The 20,208-nt window shown below is 37.9% G+C and carries 19 protein-coding genes, 8 tRNA genes and 1 rRNA gene; 27 read left to right on the forward strand and 1 reads right to left on the reverse strand.

Annotated features, from left to right (window positions below):
* Positions 1-8 precede the first annotated feature (8 nt).
* From BFJ97_RS21925 to BFJ97_RS21950, 6 genes are all read left to right on the forward strand, one after another.
* Complete coding sequence (locus BFJ97_RS21925) at positions 9-1,088, forward strand: D-alanine--D-alanine ligase (protein ID WP_068986748.1); 1,080 nt, start codon at positions 9-11, stop codon at positions 1,086-1,088.
* Between the two features lie 11 nt (positions 1,089-1,099).
* Positions 1,100-2,467: a UDP-N-acetylmuramoyl-tripeptide--D-alanyl-D-alanine ligase gene (locus tag BFJ97_RS21930; protein ID WP_068986749.1), complete on the forward strand. Its 1,368-nt coding sequence runs from the start codon at positions 1,100-1,102 to the stop codon at positions 2,465-2,467.
* Between the two features lie 115 nt (positions 2,468-2,582).
* A complete protein-coding gene (locus BFJ97_RS21935; protein WP_068986750.1) occupies positions 2,583-3,281 on the forward strand; it encodes an alpha/beta hydrolase in 699 nt (232 codons plus the stop codon).
* A gap of 345 nt (positions 3,282-3,626) precedes the next feature.
* The gene (locus BFJ97_RS21940; protein ID WP_068986751.1) at positions 3,627-5,150 is read left to right on the forward strand and encodes a DEAD/DEAH box helicase; all 1,524 of its coding nucleotides are present in this window, start codon (positions 3,627-3,629) and stop codon (positions 5,148-5,150) included.
* 313 nt (positions 5,151-5,463) lie between these two features.
* Positions 5,464-5,943, forward strand: coding sequence for a PH domain-containing protein (locus BFJ97_RS21945; protein ID WP_068986752.1), 480 nt, complete (start codon positions 5,464-5,466; stop codon positions 5,941-5,943).
* Positions 5,936-7,408 (forward strand): PH domain-containing protein, encoded by a 1,473-nt coding sequence (locus tag BFJ97_RS21950; protein ID WP_068986753.1) that lies wholly within the window; start codon positions 5,936-5,938, stop codon positions 7,406-7,408. Before BFJ97_RS21945 ends, BFJ97_RS21950 begins: the two co-directional genes overlap by 8 nt.
* Before the next feature lie 385 nt (positions 7,409-7,793).
* On the opposite strand, the gene BFJ97_RS21955 is transcribed toward BFJ97_RS21950, so the two are convergent.
* Positions 7,794-8,414, reverse strand: coding sequence for a rhomboid family intramembrane serine protease (locus BFJ97_RS21955; RefSeq protein ID WP_068986754.1), 621 nt, complete (start codon positions 8,412-8,414; stop codon positions 7,794-7,796).
* A gap of 64 nt (positions 8,415-8,478) precedes the next feature.
* On the opposite strand from BFJ97_RS21955, the gene acpS reads away from it, so the two are divergent.
* The 21 genes from acpS to BFJ97_RS22060 form a co-directional block, all read left to right on the forward strand.
* Positions 8,479-8,832, forward strand: coding sequence for a holo-ACP synthase (acpS, locus tag BFJ97_RS21960; protein ID WP_068986755.1), 354 nt, complete (start codon positions 8,479-8,481; stop codon positions 8,830-8,832).
* 283 nt (positions 8,833-9,115) lie between these two features.
* Positions 9,116-10,228 (forward strand): LolA family protein, encoded by a 1,113-nt coding sequence (locus tag BFJ97_RS21965; protein ID WP_068986756.1) that lies wholly within the window; start codon positions 9,116-9,118, stop codon positions 10,226-10,228.
* Positions 10,229-10,447: 219 nt separating this feature from the next.
* Positions 10,448-11,569, forward strand: coding sequence for an alanine racemase (gene alr, locus BFJ97_RS21970; RefSeq protein ID WP_068986757.1), 1,122 nt, complete (start codon positions 10,448-10,450; stop codon positions 11,567-11,569).
* Between the two features lie 335 nt (positions 11,570-11,904).
* The gene (locus tag BFJ97_RS21975) at positions 11,905-12,192 is read left to right on the forward strand and encodes a hypothetical protein (protein WP_068986764.1); all 288 of its coding nucleotides are present in this window, start codon (positions 11,905-11,907) and stop codon (positions 12,190-12,192) included.
* 4 nt (positions 12,193-12,196) lie between these two features.
* Positions 12,197-12,547 carry a type II toxin-antitoxin system PemK/MazF family toxin gene (locus tag BFJ97_RS21980; RefSeq protein ID WP_008177055.1) on the forward strand — a complete coding sequence of 117 codons (351 nt, stop codon included), beginning with the start codon at positions 12,197-12,199 and terminating at the stop codon, positions 12,545-12,547.
* Positions 12,548-12,950: 403 nt separating this feature from the next.
* The gene (locus BFJ97_RS21985) at positions 12,951-13,352 is read left to right on the forward strand and encodes an anti-sigma regulatory factor (protein ID WP_068986758.1); all 402 of its coding nucleotides are present in this window, start codon (positions 12,951-12,953) and stop codon (positions 13,350-13,352) included.
* A 12-nt stretch (positions 13,353-13,364) separates the two neighbouring features.
* Positions 13,365-14,360 carry a PP2C family protein-serine/threonine phosphatase gene (locus BFJ97_RS21990; protein ID WP_083227127.1) on the forward strand — a complete coding sequence of 332 codons (996 nt, stop codon included), beginning with the start codon at positions 13,365-13,367 and terminating at the stop codon, positions 14,358-14,360.
* 73 nt (positions 14,361-14,433) lie between these two features.
* Positions 14,434-14,769: an STAS domain-containing protein gene (locus BFJ97_RS21995; RefSeq protein ID WP_068986759.1), complete on the forward strand. Its 336-nt coding sequence runs from the start codon at positions 14,434-14,436 to the stop codon at positions 14,767-14,769.
* Positions 14,766-15,236 carry an anti-sigma B factor RsbW gene (rsbW, locus tag BFJ97_RS22000; protein ID WP_068986760.1) on the forward strand — a complete coding sequence of 157 codons (471 nt, stop codon included), beginning with the start codon at positions 14,766-14,768 and terminating at the stop codon, positions 15,234-15,236. Before BFJ97_RS21995 ends, rsbW begins: the two co-directional genes overlap by 4 nt.
* Entirely contained in the window at positions 15,214-15,999 is a 786-nt protein-coding gene (gene sigB, locus BFJ97_RS22005; protein ID WP_068986761.1) for an RNA polymerase sigma factor SigB, read from the forward strand. The genes rsbW and sigB overlap by 23 nt, the downstream gene beginning before the upstream one ends.
* Before the next feature lie 366 nt (positions 16,000-16,365).
* Positions 16,366-18,540: a Tex family protein gene (locus BFJ97_RS22010; RefSeq protein ID WP_068986762.1), complete on the forward strand. Its 2,175-nt coding sequence runs from the start codon at positions 16,366-16,368 to the stop codon at positions 18,538-18,540.
* A 65-nt stretch (positions 18,541-18,605) separates the two neighbouring features.
* Entirely contained in the window at positions 18,606-19,067 is a 462-nt protein-coding gene (locus tag BFJ97_RS22015) for a SprT family protein (RefSeq protein ID WP_068986763.1), read from the forward strand.
* Between the two features lie 91 nt (positions 19,068-19,158).
* Positions 19,159-19,235, forward strand: a tRNA-Asn gene (locus tag BFJ97_RS22020).
* 1 nt (position 19,236) lies between these two features.
* Positions 19,237-19,308, forward strand: a tRNA-Glu gene (locus tag BFJ97_RS22025).
* Positions 19,309-19,342: 34 nt separating this feature from the next.
* Positions 19,343-19,418: transfer RNA gene (locus tag BFJ97_RS22030), tRNA-Asp, on the forward strand.
* Positions 19,419-19,423: 5 nt separating this feature from the next.
* Positions 19,424-19,498 (forward strand) — tRNA-Gln (locus BFJ97_RS22035).
* Between the two features lie 15 nt (positions 19,499-19,513).
* Positions 19,514-19,586: transfer RNA gene (locus tag BFJ97_RS22040), tRNA-Lys, on the forward strand.
* Positions 19,587-19,652: 66 nt separating this feature from the next.
* Positions 19,653-19,738, forward strand: a tRNA-Leu gene (locus BFJ97_RS22045).
* Between the two features lie 18 nt (positions 19,739-19,756).
* Positions 19,757-19,833: transfer RNA gene (locus tag BFJ97_RS22050), tRNA-Arg, on the forward strand.
* A gap of 21 nt (positions 19,834-19,854) precedes the next feature.
* A tRNA-Gly gene (locus BFJ97_RS22055) sits at positions 19,855-19,928 on the forward strand.
* 214 nt (positions 19,929-20,142) lie between these two features.
* A 16S ribosomal RNA gene (locus tag BFJ97_RS22060) occupies positions 20,143-20,208 on the forward strand; the annotation flags it as partial.

The raw sequence follows: 20,208 nt of genomic DNA on the forward strand, positions 1-20,208 counted from the left end.
GCACAAAAATGAAAAAAAGAATCGGTCTATTATACGGCGGAAAGTCAGCAGAGCATGAGGTGTCATTGTCGACGGCACGTGCAGTCACTGGAGCTTTGAATTTCGAGGAGTATGAAGTATATCCGATTTTCATTACACTTGAAGGGGAATGGCGCCGTGGTGAGCGTCTAACAAAACCAGCAAGTACAATTGAAGAATTACAATTTGGTAATGATGCAACTGTTTTGGAAAATAATATAACAGATTTTTTAATCGATAATAATGGTAAAGCTATACAATTTGATGTAATTTTCCCATTACTTCATGGTACAAATGGGGAAGATGGAACAGTTCAAGGTTTACTAGAGGTTCTAAATTTGCCGTATGTAGGAAATGGTGTGTTAGCATCATCAGCTGGCATGGATAAAGTAATTATGAAGCAATTATTTGAAATTGCTGGTTTACCACAAGTGCCGTATACGTACTTCATTCGTAGCGACTGGGCTAATGAACAGGAAGCGATCATTGCTCGCTGTGAAGAAAAATTGGATTGGCCGATGTTTGTGAAACCTGCAAACTTGGGATCGAGTGTCGGAATTAGTAAGGCAACAAATCGCGATGAATTAGTGAAGGCTATCGAAATAGCCTTACAGTATGATCGTAAAATTGTAGTTGAGCAAGGTATTGTAGCTCGAGAAATTGAACTAGCTGTGCTAGGGAATGACTTCCCGGAAGTTTCTGTACCCGGTGAAATTAAACCAGTAACTGAGTTTTATGATTATGATTCGAAATATAAAGATGGCTCAACAGCTCTTATTATTCCTGCAGAGCTTCCTGAGAATGGAGTATCAAGTTTACAGGAGCTAGCAAAGCGTGCGTTTAAAGCTATTGATGGAAGCGGTTTAGTTCGTGCGGACTTTTTTGTGACGGCAGATAATAGCATTTTTATTAATGAAGTGAATACAATGCCAGGTTTTACACCTGTTAGTATGTATCCGCTTCTTTGGCAACATACAAATGTAAGCTATCCAGAGCTTATTAATCGTCTGATTACTTTAGCAATTGAGCGTTTTGAAGAAAAACAACAGCTTCACTATAAAAAAGACTGAGTGGGATTATTTTGAAAAAAACATTGAAGCAGTTAGCTGCATGGTTAAATGATGAAGTACCAGCTTTTGGCGATACAGTAGTATCAGGAATTTCTATTGATACACGAACAATTCAACAAGGGGATCTTTTCGTACCATTTCGTGGGGAGAAGGTCAATGGACATAAATTTGTTCTGCAAGCTTTTGAAAAAGGGGCAGGAGCTTCTCTTTGGCAGAAAGATGAACCAAATCCACCACAAGGTGTACCATTGCTTTTTGTAGACGACTCAGAGCTTGCGTTACAGCAAATGGCAAGTGCCTATCGTAATGAGCACAAGGCTAAATTTATTGGGATTACTGGTTCAAATGGTAAGACATCCACGAAAGATATTTTAGCAGGAACGCTTGCACCATTCTTTAAAGTACAGAAGACAATTGGGAATTTTAATAATCAATTAGGCTTGCCGATTACGATTTTACAGCTAGATGAAGATACGGATGTTGCCGTGCTTGAAATGGGTATGAGTGGTTTTGGTGAAATTGAATTTTTAACGAAACTTGCTCGTCCACATATGACAGTGATTACTAACATTGGCGAAGCTCATATGCAAGATTTAGGCTCACGTGCGGGAATTGCTAAAGCGAAATTTGAAATCATTCAAGGGATGCAATCAGATGGAATGCTATTTTATGATGGTGATGAACCATTGCTTCAGGAGCTTGTTACGCAAGAGCAACAGTTAAATGCAATGGCATTTGGCTTAGAGCACAGTAATCTATTGTATGCTGACAATATTGAGGCTACTGCTGATGGTAGTAGCTTCACTACACATGGTGTGATTGAAGGGGATTTCTTTATTTCAGTTCTCGGGAAGCATCAAGTGAAAAATACGTTAGTTGCTATGTTAATTTCTCAAAAGCTAGGTTTAAATGATGACCAAATTCGTGCATCCTTAAAACAAGTGGCCCTTACAGACATGCGCATGCAACAAGTACAGGGAACAAATGGCGCATTATTTATTAATGATGCATACAATGCAGCTCCAACTTCTGTCAAAGCAGCTATTCAATTTATAGCGTCGACAACGATTCGCCCAGAAAAATGGCTTGTGTTAGGTGACATGCTTGAACTGGGACCAAACGAAAAGAGCTTCCATAAAGACTTATCGGAGGATATCCATGCTGAAGAAATTACTTATGTATGCTTATTTGGTCCACGCATGACTTATTTAAATGAAGTATTAAAAGAACGTTTTGATGCGGATCATTTGTTATATGTAGAGGATGATTATACGCCAATTATCGAAAAAATACAGCAAGCTAACGAGGAGTCCATCATCTTACTAAAAGGCTCTCGCGGTATGAAATTAGAAACGATTTTACATGCATTTACTGAATAAGATGAAACTTTTATCAGAGGGGATGAAGACCCTCTCTGATTATAAGAAATCGGTGGGACACTCTCTCACCGATTTCTTCATATTATCTTAAGTTTATATTTAGAGGTGAAAGCAATTGTCAGTAGGTGTGTTATGTATACATGGATTTTCCGGAGGACCTTATGAAGTAGAACCTTTTACTACCTATTTACGTGCGCATACAAATTGGCTAATTGAACAGCCTACTTTATCAGGGCACGGAGAAGAGTTGCATATGCGTGGATTCACCGCTAAGCATTGGCTGATGGACGCCGAGTTGGCTTTTCGTGCTCTTGCCAAAAAGGTAGATGAAGTAATAGTGGTTGGGTTTTCAATGGGAGGCATTATAGCGTTGTACTTAGCCAAGCGTTATAAAGTTAAAAAGCTCGTGTTATTAAGTGCTGCTGCCAAATATGTGAGTCCTAGGCAACTGGTCAAAGATTTTAAAATGCTTGCTACAGAGGCATACAATCGTAATCTGTCTAATAATGAGCTGTTTTTGCGCTACCGTCATAAGTTTAACAATGTACCTTTAGCGTCAACAATAGAATTCATGAGGCTTGTCCGAATGGTAGAGCCATATTATAAAGATATCCAAATTCCGGTGTATATTGTACAGGGAAAATTAGATGGTATAGTTCCCTATCATACTGCTCAATTTCTATATAATACATTAACCTCGAATGATAAAACTTTGTATTTTTCTGATAAAGGGAAGCATCATATATGTTATGATGAAGGTTGCTCTGAATGGTTTCCGCAGGTTTTATTGTTTTTAAAGGGCTCCGCAAAGTAGTCAGATTATTACGACTCATGCGTTATCGTTGCATACGGTTTAAAGCCATGTTAGACTAGTGTAAGCAATGGATACATTTTGTGCGAAGACTCTTCATACTTGTTTGAAGAGTACTTTTTTTTGAACACAACGGTTTTATTCTAAAGTGAAAAATTACGACAGAATCGAACCGCTCGGTAAAGACCGGGCTTTCCTTTTCATATAAGAGAGCTCTATGTGACTTCATGTAGAGAAAATTTTTAAGTAACGGAAACGTTCCACAACACAGGCTCGAATTTGCCGACAACTTCATCTGAAAATGTAACCATTTGTCAACTTAAAAGCAAAAAAAGGAGATTGAGAAGTTTGACAAATTTTTCAGAATTAAATATTAGCGAATCTACATTACGCTCAGTAAAGCGTATGGGATTTGAAGAAGCAACACCAATCCAAGAAGGTACTATCCGTTTTGCCATTGAAGGTCGCGATGTATTAGGCCAAGCGCAAACAGGTACTGGTAAAACTGCCGCTTTCGGTATTCCACTTATTGAAAAAATCGATCCAAAAAACCCTAATATCCAAGCACTAGTAATTGCTCCAACTCGTGAATTAGCGATTCAAGTTTCAGAAGAGCTTTATAAAATTGGTTATGACAAACGTGTGAAATTATTATCAGTTTACGGAGGTCAAGAAATCGGCCGTCAAATTCGTGCACTGAAAAATAAACCACAAATTATTGTTGGTACTCCAGGACGTATCATCGATCATATTAACCGTCGTACGTTAAAATTAGAAGATGTTCAAACATTGGTGCTTGATGAAGCAGATGAAATGTTAAACATGGGCTTTATCGATGATATTAATTCAATCTTAGAAAATGTCCCAGCTGAACGTCAAACATTATTGTTCTCAGCAACAATGCCTCCTGCAATTCGTAAAATTGCTGAAACATTTATGCGTGATCCAGAAATCGTAAAAATTAAAGCTAAAGAATTAACAGTTGATAACATTGATCAATATTTTGTGAAGTCTGCTGAACGTGAAAAGTTCGACATTTTATCTCGTTTATTAAACGTTCACCAACCAGAGCTTGCAATCATCTTTGGACGTACAAAACGCCGCGTAGATGAGCTTGCACAAGCGTTATCAATCCGTGGTTACCTTGCTGAAGGGATTCATGGTGATTTAAGCCAAGCGAAACGTATTTCCGTATTACGTCAATTTAAAGAAAATAAAATTGATATTCTTGTGGCAACAGATGTAGCTGCTCGTGGTCTTGATATTTCTGGTGTAACACATGTTTATAACTTCGATATTCCTCAAGATCCTGAGTCTTATGTTCACCGTATTGGTCGTACGGGTCGTGCAGGTAAATCAGGTCTTGCGGTAACATTTGTAACACCACGCGAAATGGGTTACTTACGTATTGTAGAAGAAACGACGAAAAAACGTATGACACCACTTCGTCCACCAACAACTGACGAAGCATTAGTGGGTCAACAACGCCTAGCTCTAGAGACACTAGAAGGTCTTATTGCGAACAACAACTTAGGTGATTATCGTACACTTGCGACAGAACTACTTGAAAACCATGATGCAATCGATGTTGTAGCTGCTGCACTTCGTTCATTAACAAAAGAGCCAGATGACTCGCCAGTAACAATTACTGAAGAACGACCATTACCAATGCGTCGTGAGCGTTCTGGTAACCGTGGCGGAGGAGATCGTGGACGCGGCGGTAATCGTAACTTTAACGGACGTCGTGATGGCGGACGTGGCGGAGATCGTCGTGGTGGAAGTGGAAATCGTCGTGATGGCGGACGCCGTGACGGAGGTCGCCGTGAAGGTGGACAAGGTCGTTCACGCGCACCAAGACGCCACGAAGATTAAAATGACCTTTATTAGAATGATTAAACCTTACAGTCGAAGGACTGTAAGGTTTTTTTTATCATAGTTGTTGTAGTATACATAAAATGTGGAATGTGGAGGAATAATCTACACCGACATAGATAAAAAGCGAGAGATTTTCTTGCCTGATAGGATCTTTGGAAAACAGAGAAAGGAAAAGCCCACCAAAACAGTTGAGGATGCTACGAATTGTGCCCCATCCCAACATTCGCTGTAAAACCATTTTTTTGCATATTTTCGAAACAAAACGATCACTAATTTCGTATACAAAGTTATAGAAAGAGAGGGAACAACTTTGAGAGCAGAACCAATTCATAAAATTTCTCGAAAAGGATTAACCGTGTGGCGTTTATATGGAGTATTGCAAACGTTACTGCTATTAGTCATAGCCGTGTTAGTATGCTACGGTACCTATTATTTTGGATGGCCATCATTTATTTATTTCATTGCAGTTGCTGTCGTCATACTAAGTGCTGTCCTATCTGCTTATCTATTTCCAAAGATCAGATGGGAACGATGGCGCTATGAGGTACGTGAAAATGAGATTGAGGTGCAACATGGTCTATTTGTTGTTAAACGTACACTCATTCCGATGGTGCGCGTACAACATGTTGATACGACACAAGGGCCGATATTAAAAAGATATGGTTTGGGTAATATTTCAATATCGACTGCGGCAACTGTACATACAATCCCAGCGCTTGTCATGGAAGAGGCTGATGGGCTTCGTGCACGTATTTCGGAATTAGCAAGGGTGGCGGAAGATGATGTCTAAGGAAATAAATCGTTTACACCCAGTATCGGCTATTATTACAAGTGCGAAAGCATTGAAAAGTATGATTATACCTGTTGCTATTATTATTGTAACGAATGGTTTTAATTTTTCTTTTAATTTTCATAGTGAACATTTCTTTCAGACGGTTTTATTGTTCGGTGTATGGGGAGTAGCTGCTTTACTTTCACTTGTTAGTGGTATTGTTAAATGGCGTACATTTGTTTATTGGTTTGAAGATGGAGAGTTACGTGTAAAATACGGTTTGTTTGTTAAAAAGAAACGTTACATCCCGTTTGAACGTATTCAAAGTTTAAATTACAATGAGGGTATTTTACATCGCTTATTAGGCTTAGTAAAGGTACAGGTTGAAACTGCAGGAAGTAAGGATGGGAAACCTGAGGTAGAGTTAACAGCAATACGTAAGGCAGCAGCAGATGTCATAGAGTTGGAAATGCATCGTGCAAAAAATCAAGTAATTGAACAAACAGCTGATGAGCGATCACTTCCAATAGAAGAGGAAGTATCGATTCCGACGATTTATCATATGTCTATACGTGATTTACTTGTATTGGCAACAACTTCAGGTGGTATTGGGGTCGTGTTGTCGGGACTTGCAGCAGCCGTCTCTCAGTTTTCAGATATAATCCCATATGAAACGGTCTTTCACGAGCTAGCTGACTTCGTGAAAATTGGTGTATTTTTAATTGCGCTAATAGTGATGCTTATCCTCATTGTGGCATGGGGAGTGTCGGTAGTCATTACGCTGATCAATTATTATGATTATACAGTCCGAATTGAAGATGAAAAGCTTATTATTACAAAAGGGCTGCTTGAGAAAAAGCGAATTACATTGCCTTTAAATCGAATTCAGGCCATTCGAATTGTAGAGAATCCATTGCGACAATGGTTTGGCTTTGCAACTGTAGTTGTTGAAAGTGCTGGAGGAAACGGTGAAGATGGGAAAGATAAAAAAATTACGCTATTCCCGCTTATTCAGAAAAGGGATTGTTTGCAAACGTTAGAACAGCTCTTCCCAGAGATGAATTGGCGTCCAGAGTTTATTCGTACACCAAAGCGAGCTCGTTCATTTTTTTACCGAATTGATTTTATTTGGCTCATACCTATAATTGGAGCATGTAGTTATTTCATATATCCGTATGGGTTGCTTTCATTGCTGTTAATTCCAATAATGATTTTACTTGGTATTTGGCAACATAAAACGGCTGGTTATAAGATCGATAGAAAGCAATTAACTATGCAATATCGTGTGTTCAGTCGCATAACAATTTTCATGGAGAAAAAACGTATACAATCTATTGAAAGTACACAAACATATTTCCAAAGAAGAAAAAATGTTATGTCTATAAAAGCAACGGTAATGTCAGGAATGACTGGAATGACAGGGAATGTACCGAGCTTAGAGCAGCAAGATGCTGAATCAATATTATATTGGTATGAACATTAAATTTACTATCTGGCTAACCCTTACAATTTATAGTGAGGATTAGCTTTTTTATCTGTAAATTTAGGGAAAAACTGTATATAATAGAGTAGTAAAATAAACAGAATATGCGGAATTTTGTTTAAATATAGTTCATCCAAAAAAGCGCATTTAAATTGCTGGATGTAAGTGATGTAGATAGATTGAGGGAGACATTGTGAGAATGACTAGCCTTTGTAGATCATGGTAGAGGACTCAAAGTGATTCGTAAGCTGAATGGAACAATAATAAAGAAAGCGAAAGAAAATATGAAATTGAAGAAGATGAGGATGACGCTCTAGCATAAAGCAGAAGAGGAGTATTCTCCAATGATAGCTTATCACCGTAAGAAAACTCCTCTTCAAGATTGTTATTTACCTGCCATCTTTTGTTTGCGCCAGCTTAAAATTCTTTTTGGGTGTAAGTAAATGAGTCCAAGAAGGAATCCTGTTACTAAACCACCTAAGTGAGCATAGACATTTACATCTGGTTGTAAAAAAGTCATAATAACACTGATAATAATGATTGGTAAAATAAGTTTGCGAAGCATAGGCATTGTGCGGCGTGTATAATATACAAGTGCCCCGAATGCCCCGAATATTCCAAATATAGCTCCGCTTGCGCCGAGACTTCCATAACTACTTTCATGAAGTAGATAGGTTGCCATGTTTCCTACAATCCCAGATAATAAATAAATCGTAATAAAGCGAGCCTTACCAGCGATTTTTTCAAGTTCTGGTCCAAATAAAAACAGTGAAAACATATTAAAGAACACGTGAGAAAAGTTAGCATGTAAAAACATTGCAGAAAAAATACGCCACCATTCACCGTTTTCAACAAGGAAGTTCACTTGGATTCCGTAATTCATTACGAGTGTTCCTATGCCAGGTAAAATAGTTATTACATAAAGAACTAAATTAATCGCTATTAATGTTGAAACAACAGGGTAATACTTCGTGTATTGCTTAAAATTTTCTGTTCTACTAAACATGACTCCACCTCAATTTACAATTATTATACATGGCTTTCGGGAAATAAGAAAAGGAGAAGTTCATATGATTAAAGGAATTGGTCTCGACATTGTAGAGATCGACCGTATTGTTAAAGCAATGATGAGAACAAATAAATTTAAAGACCGCATTTTATCTGAAAAGGAAAAAGTATTGTTTGATACACATTCAGAAACTCGTAGAATAGAATTTTTAGCTGGACGATTTGCTGCAAAAGAAGCATTTTCAAAAGCATTAGGAACAGGTATCGGTGAAGAATGTAAGCTTCATGATATTGAAATTTTAAGAGGGGAAGCTGGCAACCCAGTTTTATATTTTAAAGGAGAACTTGTAAATGGTTTTGTCAGTATTACCCATACTAAGGAATACGCAGCGGCACAAGTAATTTTATTGCAATAAATAATGATAAACACAGCTTTCGCCATATCATCACCAAAACACTAAAAGTTGTGGATGACATTTGTTAAGACACATGCCATTTATATAAGTTGATTGGAGTGAAGACTGGACGCCTACAGGAAAACGCCCAGAGAACGGTAATCAACCACACGAGTTATGATGATGAGCAATTGAAAAGTAAATAATCTTCTGATAAATATATTACCTTTTCTTCAAAAGACATAACTGACAAATACGGTTCATATATTGTCGTAGTGGATTTGAAAGAAGAAAGGGTGAAAGCGTGGGCAACCGTATAGTTAAATGGCTCGTCTTACTTTGTACGATATTACTTTTATCGGCATGTGGTGCAACCTCACAGGAAAAAGTGTTGAAGAAAGTAAATGGAAAATGGGCAGAGACAAATGGTTATGAGTTGAACGCTACGATGGAGATTAAATCTGGTGGGGAGCCGAGAAAATATGATGTAACAGTTTGGCATACGAAACCTGATTTCTATCGAGTAGAAGTAGTAGAAAGTGGGAAAGATGTTTCACAAATGATTGTGCGAAATGCAGATGGAGTTTTTGTAGTCACACCTACTTTAAACAAAATGTATAAATTCCAAAGTGATTGGCCAAAGAAAAATAGTCAGGCTTATTTAATAGGGGCACTAGCAGAAGATTTAGCTGAAGATAAAAATTTAGTCATGAAAGAGGAAGACAAAGCATATATATTTGAAGCGGCTACTAGAAATAGCTATAAAAATAGTATGCCTCATCAAGTTATAACAGTTGATAAGAAAACAATGCTACCAACTTCCGTAGTAATTATGAATGATGTAAAAGAAGAGCAAATTCGTATCTCATTTAAAAATATAAAATTAGGTGTCCAACACGCAGCCAAAGAGTATGCGGTTGAGCAATTTACGGAAAAAGATGAAACAAAAGGTGAACAAGCTGCACCACCAGCAAAAGATAGCAAAGACAGCAAAGAGAACAAAGAGAGCACAGACAACAACGAAGGTAAAGATGAAAAAGATGAAAAAGAAGGAAAAGAGGCAGTAGGTGCTGAAGTCGAATATAAAGAGTTCCAAACACATTACCCTGTTGTGAATTGGGCGAAGATGGTGGAGGAGCAAGTTATTCAAGATGGTGGAATGGAACGTGTCATCTTAACATTCGAAGGTGAAAAGGCATTCACGGTAATGCAACAACCAGCTATGAAAGGAAATGCTATGTTACCGGTATCAACTCCTGGCGATCCAGTTGATTTAGGCTTTACGATTGGGGCTATTACAGATACATCTATTAGCTGGGAAAAAGATGGCGTCGCATTCTTTGTAGCGTCAAGTAAATTGACTCGTGAAGAAATGGTAGAAGTTGCAGCTTCTATGACGATAAGTAGTATGAAGTAATGCTTCAAGCTACAGCTTTCTGCAGGAAGAAAGCTGTAGCTTGCTAAGTAAATAGTGTAGTTTTGATGAATAGTAACTGTTTAGAAAATGTTAAGCCATATATTATACGATAGAGGTTATGTAGAAAAAAAGTCTAATATAGAATAACTTGGGTACAATAGATAAAAAGAAATTAAAGCAATACATAATGTTTTAATAAAAAATAAAGAGGGTATTCTAATGAAGATACAGCAGTATTTTAGACCAACCAAAGCAATTGTAGACTTACACGCAATCCAACAAAACGTGAAAAATTTAAAAAAGCTACTTCAACCTAATGTTCAAATTATTGCTGTAGTAAAGGCAAATGCATACGGTCATGGAGATGTAGCAGTTGCAAAAGCAGCACTTGAGGCCGGCGCAACAATGCTTGCTGTTGCAACACCTGACGAAGCATTACATATTCGAGCACATTTTGAAGAACCAGACATACTTATATTGGGTGCCTCACCTGTTTCGTTTGTACCATATGCTGCAAAGCAGCGCATAATTCTTACGGCATTTGCAAATGAATGGGTACAACAAGCTGCTCCGCTCATAGCTAATGAAGAAAATCCTTTACGACTACATATAAAAGTAGATAGCGGAATGGGTAGAATTGGCGTTCGTTCCGAGCATGAATTATTGGATCTTTATCGAACAATACAAAATACGGTGAATGCTGAAGTTGATGGGATATTTACACACTTTGCGACAGCAGATGAAGAGGATAAATCATATTTCGATAGCCAGGCACATTTTTTTGAGAAATGTGTAACTGTATTGCCTGAAAAGCCTAGACTTGTTCATGCATCAAACACGGCTACATCCTTAGTGAAAAATGCGCATTTACAATTTGACGCTGTTAGATATGGTATTTCAATGTATGGATTAGCGCCATCTCCTTATGTAGAAGGTGTTTTACCATTTCCGTTACAGCCGGCGTTTTCACTCGAGAGTGAGCTAGTACATGTGAAACATTTACTAGCAGGTGAATCAGTTGGCTACGGAGCTGCATTTGTAGCCCCTTCTGATATGTGGATAGGAACAATACCAGTAGGCTATGCTGATGGAGTAATTCGCAAACTAGGTGGACAAGAAGTATTAATTGATGGACAAAGAATGCCGATTGTTGGACGAATTTGTATGGACCAATGTATGGTTGCCTTGCCGAAAGCATATGCTATAGGTGAGAAAGTAACACTCATTGGTCGTCAAGGACAGGATGTTATTTCAATGAATGAATGGGCAAGAAAGCTTGAAACCATTAATTATGAAGTACCATGCATTATTACAGCAAGAGTTCCTAGATTATACATTTGACTTTAGCCTCACCTGAGAAGAAGTTTCTTCTCCATAGAGGAAAAGAATTTGTATAGGTGTTCTTAAGTAATGTCAATGTTCTACTTTAAACAAATGAATACTATACAAATGCTTTAAAAAAACTTGGTAAATGAACTACTACTGGAGAAAATGTTAATACTAAAAAGCTGAGCAATTCACAATTGGTGATATATTGCAAGGTGGATGTATCGGCATATACCTTCGACAACCAACATATTATTACAACTTGGACTTTAAATTGTAAGATATTGTGTCATTTCGTGTCTTTTCAACAATATCTTTCAATGGTAGAATGGGTAGTAATGAAAAAGTGGATGGTTCCGTTGGAGGTGCTTGCTGTGTACGAAAAAAGGTTAAGAGAAGCTACAATTGCTGTTCAAGACAGACTATTTCTACAAACAAAGGAAGTAATTGAAAGTGAATCTTTGGCGCGTATTTTGTCGCGCAAAGTTTTAATGCAGGAGCAACCAAATCAAATACGGGAAGCTATGATGAAAGGATATGTTGAAATGTCTCATATTAATCTGAAGATTGCAAGTGAATGCTTGCATGCAGAATATGAAGCACAACATACGGTGGAGCGTCTCGTTAGCGGGGGATGACACTTTGAATGTAAAACGTGGTGACGTTTTTTTTGCAGATTTATCGCCGGTAGTTGGGTCCGAGCAAGGGGGAACTAGACCGGTGCTAATTATTCAAAATGATATTGGCAATCGATTTAGTCCGACTGTCATCATCGCAGCTATTACTGCACAGATTCAAAAAGCAAAGTTACCGACGCACGTTGAAATCAATGCTGAAAAGTATGGTTTTGAACGTGATTCGGTTATTCTGCTTGAGCAAGTGCGAACGATTGATAAGTCAAGATTGACTGATCGTATTACGCAACTTGATCACGCTGTGATGGAGAAAGTTGATGGTGCATTGATGATTAGTTTAGGGCTTGTTAAATTTTGATATACATATGTGTATAGAGGTATCGGGATGATTTTTCATCTCGATGCTTTTTTTGTTGCTTAAATAGTTTTTTACCATAAATTGAATTTACTTTTCAAAAATGGTATTAATAGATTAAAGATGAAGCAAAGATTTATATCTAGAATAGATTTTTGAAAAATTTTCCGAGAGGTTTAAGGAAAAATACATAGAATTTTATGGATGAATACTAAAATCTATTCTTGATTAAAAAAATTAACTGATATAAAAACACATGGAGCGAGGGAGGTACGCCCTCATAAAGCGTAGAGTGGAATGTGTAATCACGTACATTTTTTTGGTAAAGAGCCTGAAATAAAAAATAATCAAGTAGGTCGAATGAAAGTGTAAGAGTAAAACTCCGAAAGGAATTGGGGGAACAACAGTGACATTTAAGTCTTCGGTTGAAATTATTACTGAGTGGGATATAGTTGCAGCAAGACAACTGGGGCGTGATGAAGCAAAGGCACTTGGATTTGGCATTGTTGATCAGGCTCGAATCACCACAGCTATTAGTGAGTTAGCTCGAAATATTTATTTATATGCAAGGGTAGGCGTCATTGAAGTTGAAAAAGTTGAGACGGACGTTGAGAAGAAAATAGTTGTTATTGCAACGGATCAAGGTCCAGGAATAAAAGATGTTCGGCAAGTGATAGAGGATGGCTACTCCACTTCAGGAGGGCTCGGTGCAGGCTTACCAGGCGTTAATAGATTAATGGACAGTATGGTTATACAATCGGTTGTTGGAGAAGGTACGACGATAAGGGCTGAAAAACGATTGCGTTAGGATGTGAAAATATTGAAACAATTAGAATCTCAATATGAGAAGATTTTGTCGGATTACATGTTCGATCAAAGCGAAAAGAATTTGTATATTGCTCAAAATTTCACTCGTCAATTAATCCAAAAGAATATTTCGCCTGAAGATGTTGTAAATATTCATAAAAATGCAGTTGGAAAGATCTTTCCGGATAGAGTGGGTGAAGATCAGCCCGCATATGATTTTCTTATTGAAGTAATGGTGCATTACGGAATGGCGCATAGAGAGCATCAAAGTCTGCTACAAATACAAGCGGAGTATGAAATGGAAATGAAAATTGCTACAAACATTCAAAAAACATTACTTAAAACAGTCGTACCACAACTATCGAGTATTGATATAGGAATGATATCGATTCCGTTTCGTAAGATGAATGGAGACTATGTGCATTTTTTGCATGATCGAGAGGATTATTTAAGCGTCGCTGTGACAGACGTTGTTGGTAAAGGCGTTCCAGCTGCATTATGTATGTCAATGGTGAAGTATGGTCTTGAAACACTAGAATACGCTTATAAAGATCCTTCGTATGTATTAGAAGTCATCAATCGAGTAATTGAAAAAGGTGTAGATGACAGTATGTTTGTCTCTATGTTTTACGGTTGCTTGGATATACAAAACAGTATTTTTTCATATGCCTCTGCAGGTCATGAGCCAGCGCTGCATTATAGCGCTAAACAGGGTAAATTTTTCTCTCTGGAAGCGAAAGGACTATTGTTAGGTGTGTTGTCTGAATCAAAATATTCGTACAATGAAATTTTTTTAGAAGATAAAGATATCGTAGTAATGATGACAGATGGTGTTACTGAGTTCAGATCGAGGGAGGATTTGAATTCACGTGAGATTATTACATCATTGATAGTGGAGAATAAGCATGTATCAGCGCAGCAACTATGTAATATACTTTATAAGCAAATTGAAAAAATACTGGATTTTAAACTATCAGATGATTTTACGGTAGTCATTATAAAAAATTAAATATTTAAGTTTATTTTTTTGTAATTAAGGGAAAAGAAGAATAGTCTCACAAATATGGTGGAGGTGTGTTGTAATGGATATGATGATACATTTTAAAGAAATGGATAATAAATTATACGGATTTGTTGAGGGTGAAATAGATACTTTTACTGCTTCAAGGCTAAGGGAGGAATTAGAAGCAGTGAAGATTACGGAAGGACTAGAAATAGAGCTGAATTTATCAAAAGTGAATTATATGGATAGTACAGGTCTGGGGATTTTTGTGGCCTTTTATAAAAGAGCATTACGTGAAAATGGTAAAGTTAAACTTGTCGGTTTATCGAATAGACTACAAAGATTATTTGAAATTACTGGTTTAAGCGACTTAATGGATATTGAGACTGATAAAAAGGTGGAACTACGAAAATGAAGGAATTTGATTATATTGAGATAAGGGTTCCTGCAAAACCGCAATTTGTCAGCGTGATTCGATTAACAGTTTCTGGTTTAGCTAGTCGTATCGGATTTAATTATGATGATATCGAGGACTTAAAAATTGCAGCAAGTGAAGCGGTAACGAACGTTGTACATCATGCCTATAAGGATGATGAAGAAGGCGAAATCGTTATTGGTTGCGCTTTGTATGAAAATAAAATAGAAATGATGATTGCGGATTATGGCAATAGTTTTAATTTTGAGGAGATAAAGTCGAAAATTGGTCCGTATCACCCTGAAGAGAGTATTGCGGGACTACGTGAAGGTGGTTTAGGACTGTATTTAATGGAAACTTTGATGGATGAGGTGATGATAAATAACGATGGTGGCGTAACTGTTTTCATGACAAAATATGTCGCTAGAGAGCAGGTGGAAAAAAATGTCGAAAGAATCATTACATAAATCTTCATCCAGGGAAGATGTATTGAAATGGATTGCATTATATCAGTCAACAGAAGATGATGAAGCGCAAACAAATTTAGTGATTCATTATCAATATTTAGTTGAGTCGATTGCACGCAAATATTCGAATAGTAAATTATATAGTGATGATATTGCTCAAGTAGGTATGCTAGGGTTGCTAGGTGCAATAAAACGTTTTGACCTTAATGTTGGTCGAAGTTTTGAGGCATTCGCTGTGCCAACGATTGTGGGAGAAATCAAGCGCTTTTTACGCGATAAAACATGGGATGTTCACGTACCAAGACGGATAAAAGAGTTAGGACCGCGAATTAAAACAACCGTGGAAACGTTGACAATTGAGTTGCAGCGTTCTCCATCTATTATGGAAATCGCGGATCAATTAGAGGTGCAGGAGGAAGAAGTATTAGAGGCTATGGAGATGAGCCGTAGTTACCATGCTCTTTCTATGGATCGATCAATAGAATCAGATTCTGACGGAAGCCCAGTAACGTTATTTGATATTATGGGTGAAGAAGATGACGGCTATGAAATGACTAACAAAAGAATGGTGATTTCTGATGCAATAAGTGTTTTAAATGAGAGAGAGAAACAAATAATTCAGCTTACATATTTAGAGCAACTCACTCAAAATGAGGTTGGAGAGCGATTAGGGATTTCTCAAATGCATGTATCTAGAATACAAAGGAAGGCAATAAAGAAATTACAGGAGGCTATCCTAGCAAGTGATGGCGTTTCGCTCTAAATTTTTGATGAGGAGTTGAGTGCCATTAAGTTAAATATCCTAAAGTAATAAAAGCTTCTTACTTATTAAAATAGCAGGCGTGTTGAATAGAGAAAAAATAGTTTTTTATTGAGCGATAAATGGATTTTTCCGTTACTATTTTGTTGATATATTTCCATTTTTAACTGATTGTAGCTACGGGCTACTCGACTCCCGCAGGAAAGCGAGTAGCCCGTAGCGGAAATCAGAGCCTTCAAATTAGGGTGAATAATGATGGTTATTCAATACACCTGTTAAAATAGTTTACTCTACTTTCAGAGTAGACTATTTTTTTGCATTTTTAGTAAAGTGTAATGGTAAAATGAAAATAAAAAAGGTAGTGATGATGTGGAACAAAAGCAAATGTTACAGCTCATTGCAAAAGATGTAGCTATCAAGCCAGGTCAAGTCGAGGCTGTTATAAAATTATTAGAAGAAGGAAATACCGTGCCATTCATCGCACGATATCGAAAAGAAGCTACTGGGTCCCTTGATGAGGTACAGATTAAAGCTGTAGAGGATCGCTATCACTACATACAGCAGCTTGAGCAACGTAAAGAAGAGGTTATACGATTAATCCAGGAACAAAATAAACTAACTCCTGAATTAGAACAAGCTATTCGAGTAGCAACTGTTTTACAGCGTGTAGAGGATTTATATAGACCTTATAAACAAAAACGCCGAACTAAGGCGACAATAGCGAAAGAAAAAGGGTTAGAACCACTTGCAGATCTTCTTTTAGAATATCGTAGTGATGCATTAGAACAATTAGCGATGGCTTTCGTAGATGAAGAGAAAGTTGCTAGTGTAGAGGATGCATTAGCTGGGGCACGAGATATATTAGCAGAGCGTTTTGCTGATGACGCAGCAATTCGTGAAAAAATTCGTTCGTATTCTTGGAAAGATGGAGTACTCGTAACAAGTGTGAAAAACGCAGAGGCAGACGAAAAAAACGTTTTCGAAATGTATTACGAATACGAAGAGCCTGTAAATCGCATCGTCCCACACCGTATATTAGCTGTTAATCGTGGTGAGAAAGAAGAAATATTAAAGGTGGCAATTCATGTACCAGTAGATCGAGTATTGATGATTATGTGGAAGGAATGGATTCCTGCTACAGGTTCCTCACCAGCAATCGCTGAAGTGAAGCTAGCAATTGAGGATTCGTATAAGCGTCTAATTCAGCCTTCTATTGAAAGAGAGTTACGAAATGAACTTACAGAGAAGGCAGAGGCGCAGGCTATCCATATTTTCTCTGAGAATTTACGCAATCTTTTATTACAGCCTCCGATGAAAGGGAAGTATGTATTGGGTGTTGATCCAGCCTACCGTACAGGCTGTAAGTTAGCTGTTGTAGATGAAACAGGGAAAATGTTAGAGGTAACAGCCGTTTATCCACATCCTCCAAAACCTGATGTAGCAAAATCAAAAGCAATTGTGAAAGGAATTTTGGCAAAATATCCAATTACTATAATTGCTATCGGTAATGGTACTGCCTCACGCGAAACAGAACAATTTATTGCAGATGTATTGAATGAGCTTGAAACTGATGTAGCCTATGTTATTGTCAATGAAGCGGGGGCATCTGTTTATTCAGCCTCTGAAATTGCTCGTGCAGAATTTCCGGATTTACAAGTAGAGCAACGTAGTGCGGTTTCTATTGCACGTCGCCTGCAAGATCCGTTGTCGGAGTTAGTGAAAATTGAGCCAAAAGCAGTTGGAGTAGGTCAGTATCAACATGATGTCTCTCAAAAGAAATTGACAGAGTCCTTAACATTTATAGTAGAAACCGCGGTTAACCAAGTTGGCGTTGATGTTAATACAGCTTCAGCTTCACTACTACAATACGTTTCTGGATTATCGAAAACGGTTGCGGAGAATATTGTGAAGGTTCGAGAAGAGAATGGACAATTTACGACACGTGCTCAACTAAAGAAAATTCCACGACTTGGTGCCAAAACGTATGAACAAGCAATTGGTTTTTTACGTGTTCCAGAAGCAAAAAATGCATTCGATGCGACGGGTATTCACCCTGAAAGCTATAGTGTAGCAGAGCGGATTTTAGAGGTAGCGCAAATTGATAAAAAAGAGATTGGGACGCAGAAGGCAGAGGAATCTATTGCATCCCTAGGTGTACAAAATTTAAGCGAGATTTTAGGTATTGGAGCAGTCACAATTCAAGATATTGTAGATACATTAATGAAACCTAGTCGCGATCCACGTGATGCATTCCCTCAACCACTACTGAAAACGGATGTATTAAAAATGGAAGATTTACAAGTTGGGATGGAATTGCAAGGTACAGTGAGAAACGTAGTTGATTTCGGAGCATTTGTAGATATTGGAGTAAAACAGGACGGGCTCGTGCATATTTCTAAATTGCAAAAAAGACGTATTAAACACCCATTAGAAGTTGTTGCATTAGGAGATATTGTAACGGTTTGGGTAGAACAAATAGATGTCAATAAAGGGCGTATCGCTTTAACGATGCTTCCTCCTAAAATTCAAACGATGGAAGTGTAATAAATTAATACCACACTGTCTATACTACGCAGTGTGGTATTCTTGTTGTTAGAGGTGAACTAGCTATGAACAATGAGGAACTACAAGGTCTTATCAGTAGAATATCATTAGAAAGTTTCCAGAAGCCATTTATGCATCAAGCATATTTTAATCCAAGATTACGTTCAACGGGTGGACGTTATCTTTTGCAATCGCACAATATAGAAATTAATCCTAAAGCGTATGAGTTATATGGTATTAACGAATTGGAGGGTATAGTTCGCCACGAATTATGTCATTATCATTTACATTTAGAAGGTAAGGGATATCAGCATCGAGACAAAGATTTTCGGGAGCTATTAAAAAAAGTAGGGGCACCTCGATTTTGCTCAGCATTGCAAACAGCAAAAACTTCTCGGAAAAAGCAACGTCGTCTCTATACATATAGATGTGTAAAATGCCAACATATATATGTAAGAAAAATTCGAATGAATGTAGAGAAATACTGCTGTAGTAAGTGTTTAGGTCGCTTAAAATTAGTGGAATAAAAAAACTTAATAAAAAGGGTTGACGTTTACTTGATATATCCCTATAATAGTAAAAGTCGACAAGATAACGACGACAAAACATATGGATTATTCCGAAGTAGCTCAGTTGGTAGTAGCACCTGACTGTTAATCAGGTTGTCGCAGGTTCGAGTCCTGCCTTCGGAGCCATGGCCCCTTGGTCAAGTGGTTAAGACACCGCCCTTTCACGGCGGTAACACGGGTTCGAATCCCGTAGGGGTCATTTTATAGTTTTTTTATAAAAATATAGTAACATTGGTCCCGTGGTGTAGCGGTTAACATGCCTGCCTGTCACGCAGGAGATCGCCGGTTCGATCCCGGTCGGGACCGCCACTTATTGGGGTATAGCCAAGCGGTAAGGCAACGGATTTTGATTCCGTCATGCCTAGGTTCGAATCCTAGTACCCCAGCCATTCATTTCTTAGTTTGAGCCATTAGCTCAGTTGGTAGAGCATCTGACTTTTAATCAGAGGGTCGAAGGTTCGAGTCCTTCATGGCTCATCTCTTTAAGAAGAAAGGTTGACTTTTACGATTATTATTATATAATAAAAAAGTCGCTAATTGAATGCGGTCGTGGCGGAACGGCAGACGCGCTAGGTTGAGGGCCTAGTGGGGGCAACCCCGTGGAGGTTCAAGTCCTCTCGGCCGCACCAAGTCATTTTTTTATATATGCGCCCGTAGCTCAATTGGATAGAGCGTCTGACTACGGATCAGAAGGTTATGGGTTCGACTCCTGTCGGGCGCGCCATTTAAATAAATATTATTCCTTGCGGGTGTAGTTTAATGGTAAAACCTCAGCCTTCCAAGCTGATGTCGTGAGTTCGATTCTCATCACCCGCTCCAAAAAAACTTTTTAAAAACTTGTTGACAATCAAATTTTTATGTCGTATGATATAAGAAGTTGTCGATACGAGATAACAACATGAACCTTGAAAACTGAACAAGCAAAACGTAATCAATAAAGTTTTAAGTAACTAACCTAGAGTTAGTGAACAGAACAAAATTTTGGACATCAAACATGATGCCAGCAAAACAATTTGAGCTAATCAAATTTCTTTTTATGGAGAGTTTGATCCTGGCTCAGGACGAACGCTGGCGGCGTGCCTAATACATGCAAGTCGAG

Source organism: Lysinibacillus xylanilyticus, assembly GCF_001708185.1.
GTDB classification, from domain to species: domain Bacteria; phylum Bacillota; class Bacilli; order Bacillales_A; family Planococcaceae; genus Lysinibacillus; species Lysinibacillus xylanilyticus_A.

Coding starts and splice junctions, on each gene's coding strand:
- BFJ97_RS21995 (WP_068986759.1), top strand. CDS start 14,434: ATGGATATGATGATACATTTTAAAGAAATGGATAATAAATTATACGGA.
- acpS (WP_068986755.1), top strand. CDS start 8,479: ATGATTAAAGGAATTGGTCTCGACATTGTAGAGATCGACCGTATTGTT.
- BFJ97_RS21975 (WP_068986764.1), top strand. CDS start 11,905: ATGGTTCCGTTGGAGGTGCTTGCTGTGTACGAAAAAAGGTTAAGAGAA.
- sigB (WP_068986761.1), top strand. CDS start 15,214: ATGTCGAAAGAATCATTACATAAATCTTCATCCAGGGAAGATGTATTG.
- BFJ97_RS21950 (WP_068986753.1), top strand. CDS start 5,936: ATGTCTAAGGAAATAAATCGTTTACACCCAGTATCGGCTATTATTACA.
- BFJ97_RS22015 (WP_068986763.1), top strand. CDS start 18,606: ATGAACAATGAGGAACTACAAGGTCTTATCAGTAGAATATCATTAGAA.
- BFJ97_RS21955 (WP_068986754.1), bottom strand. CDS start 8,414: ATGTTTAGTAGAACAGAAAATTTTAAGCAATACACGAAGTATTACCCT.
- alr (WP_068986757.1), top strand. CDS start 10,448: ATGAAGATACAGCAGTATTTTAGACCAACCAAAGCAATTGTAGACTTA.
- rsbW (WP_068986760.1), top strand. CDS start 14,766: ATGAAGGAATTTGATTATATTGAGATAAGGGTTCCTGCAAAACCGCAA.
- BFJ97_RS21925 (WP_068986748.1), top strand. CDS start 9: ATGAAAAAAAGAATCGGTCTATTATACGGCGGAAAGTCAGCAGAGCAT.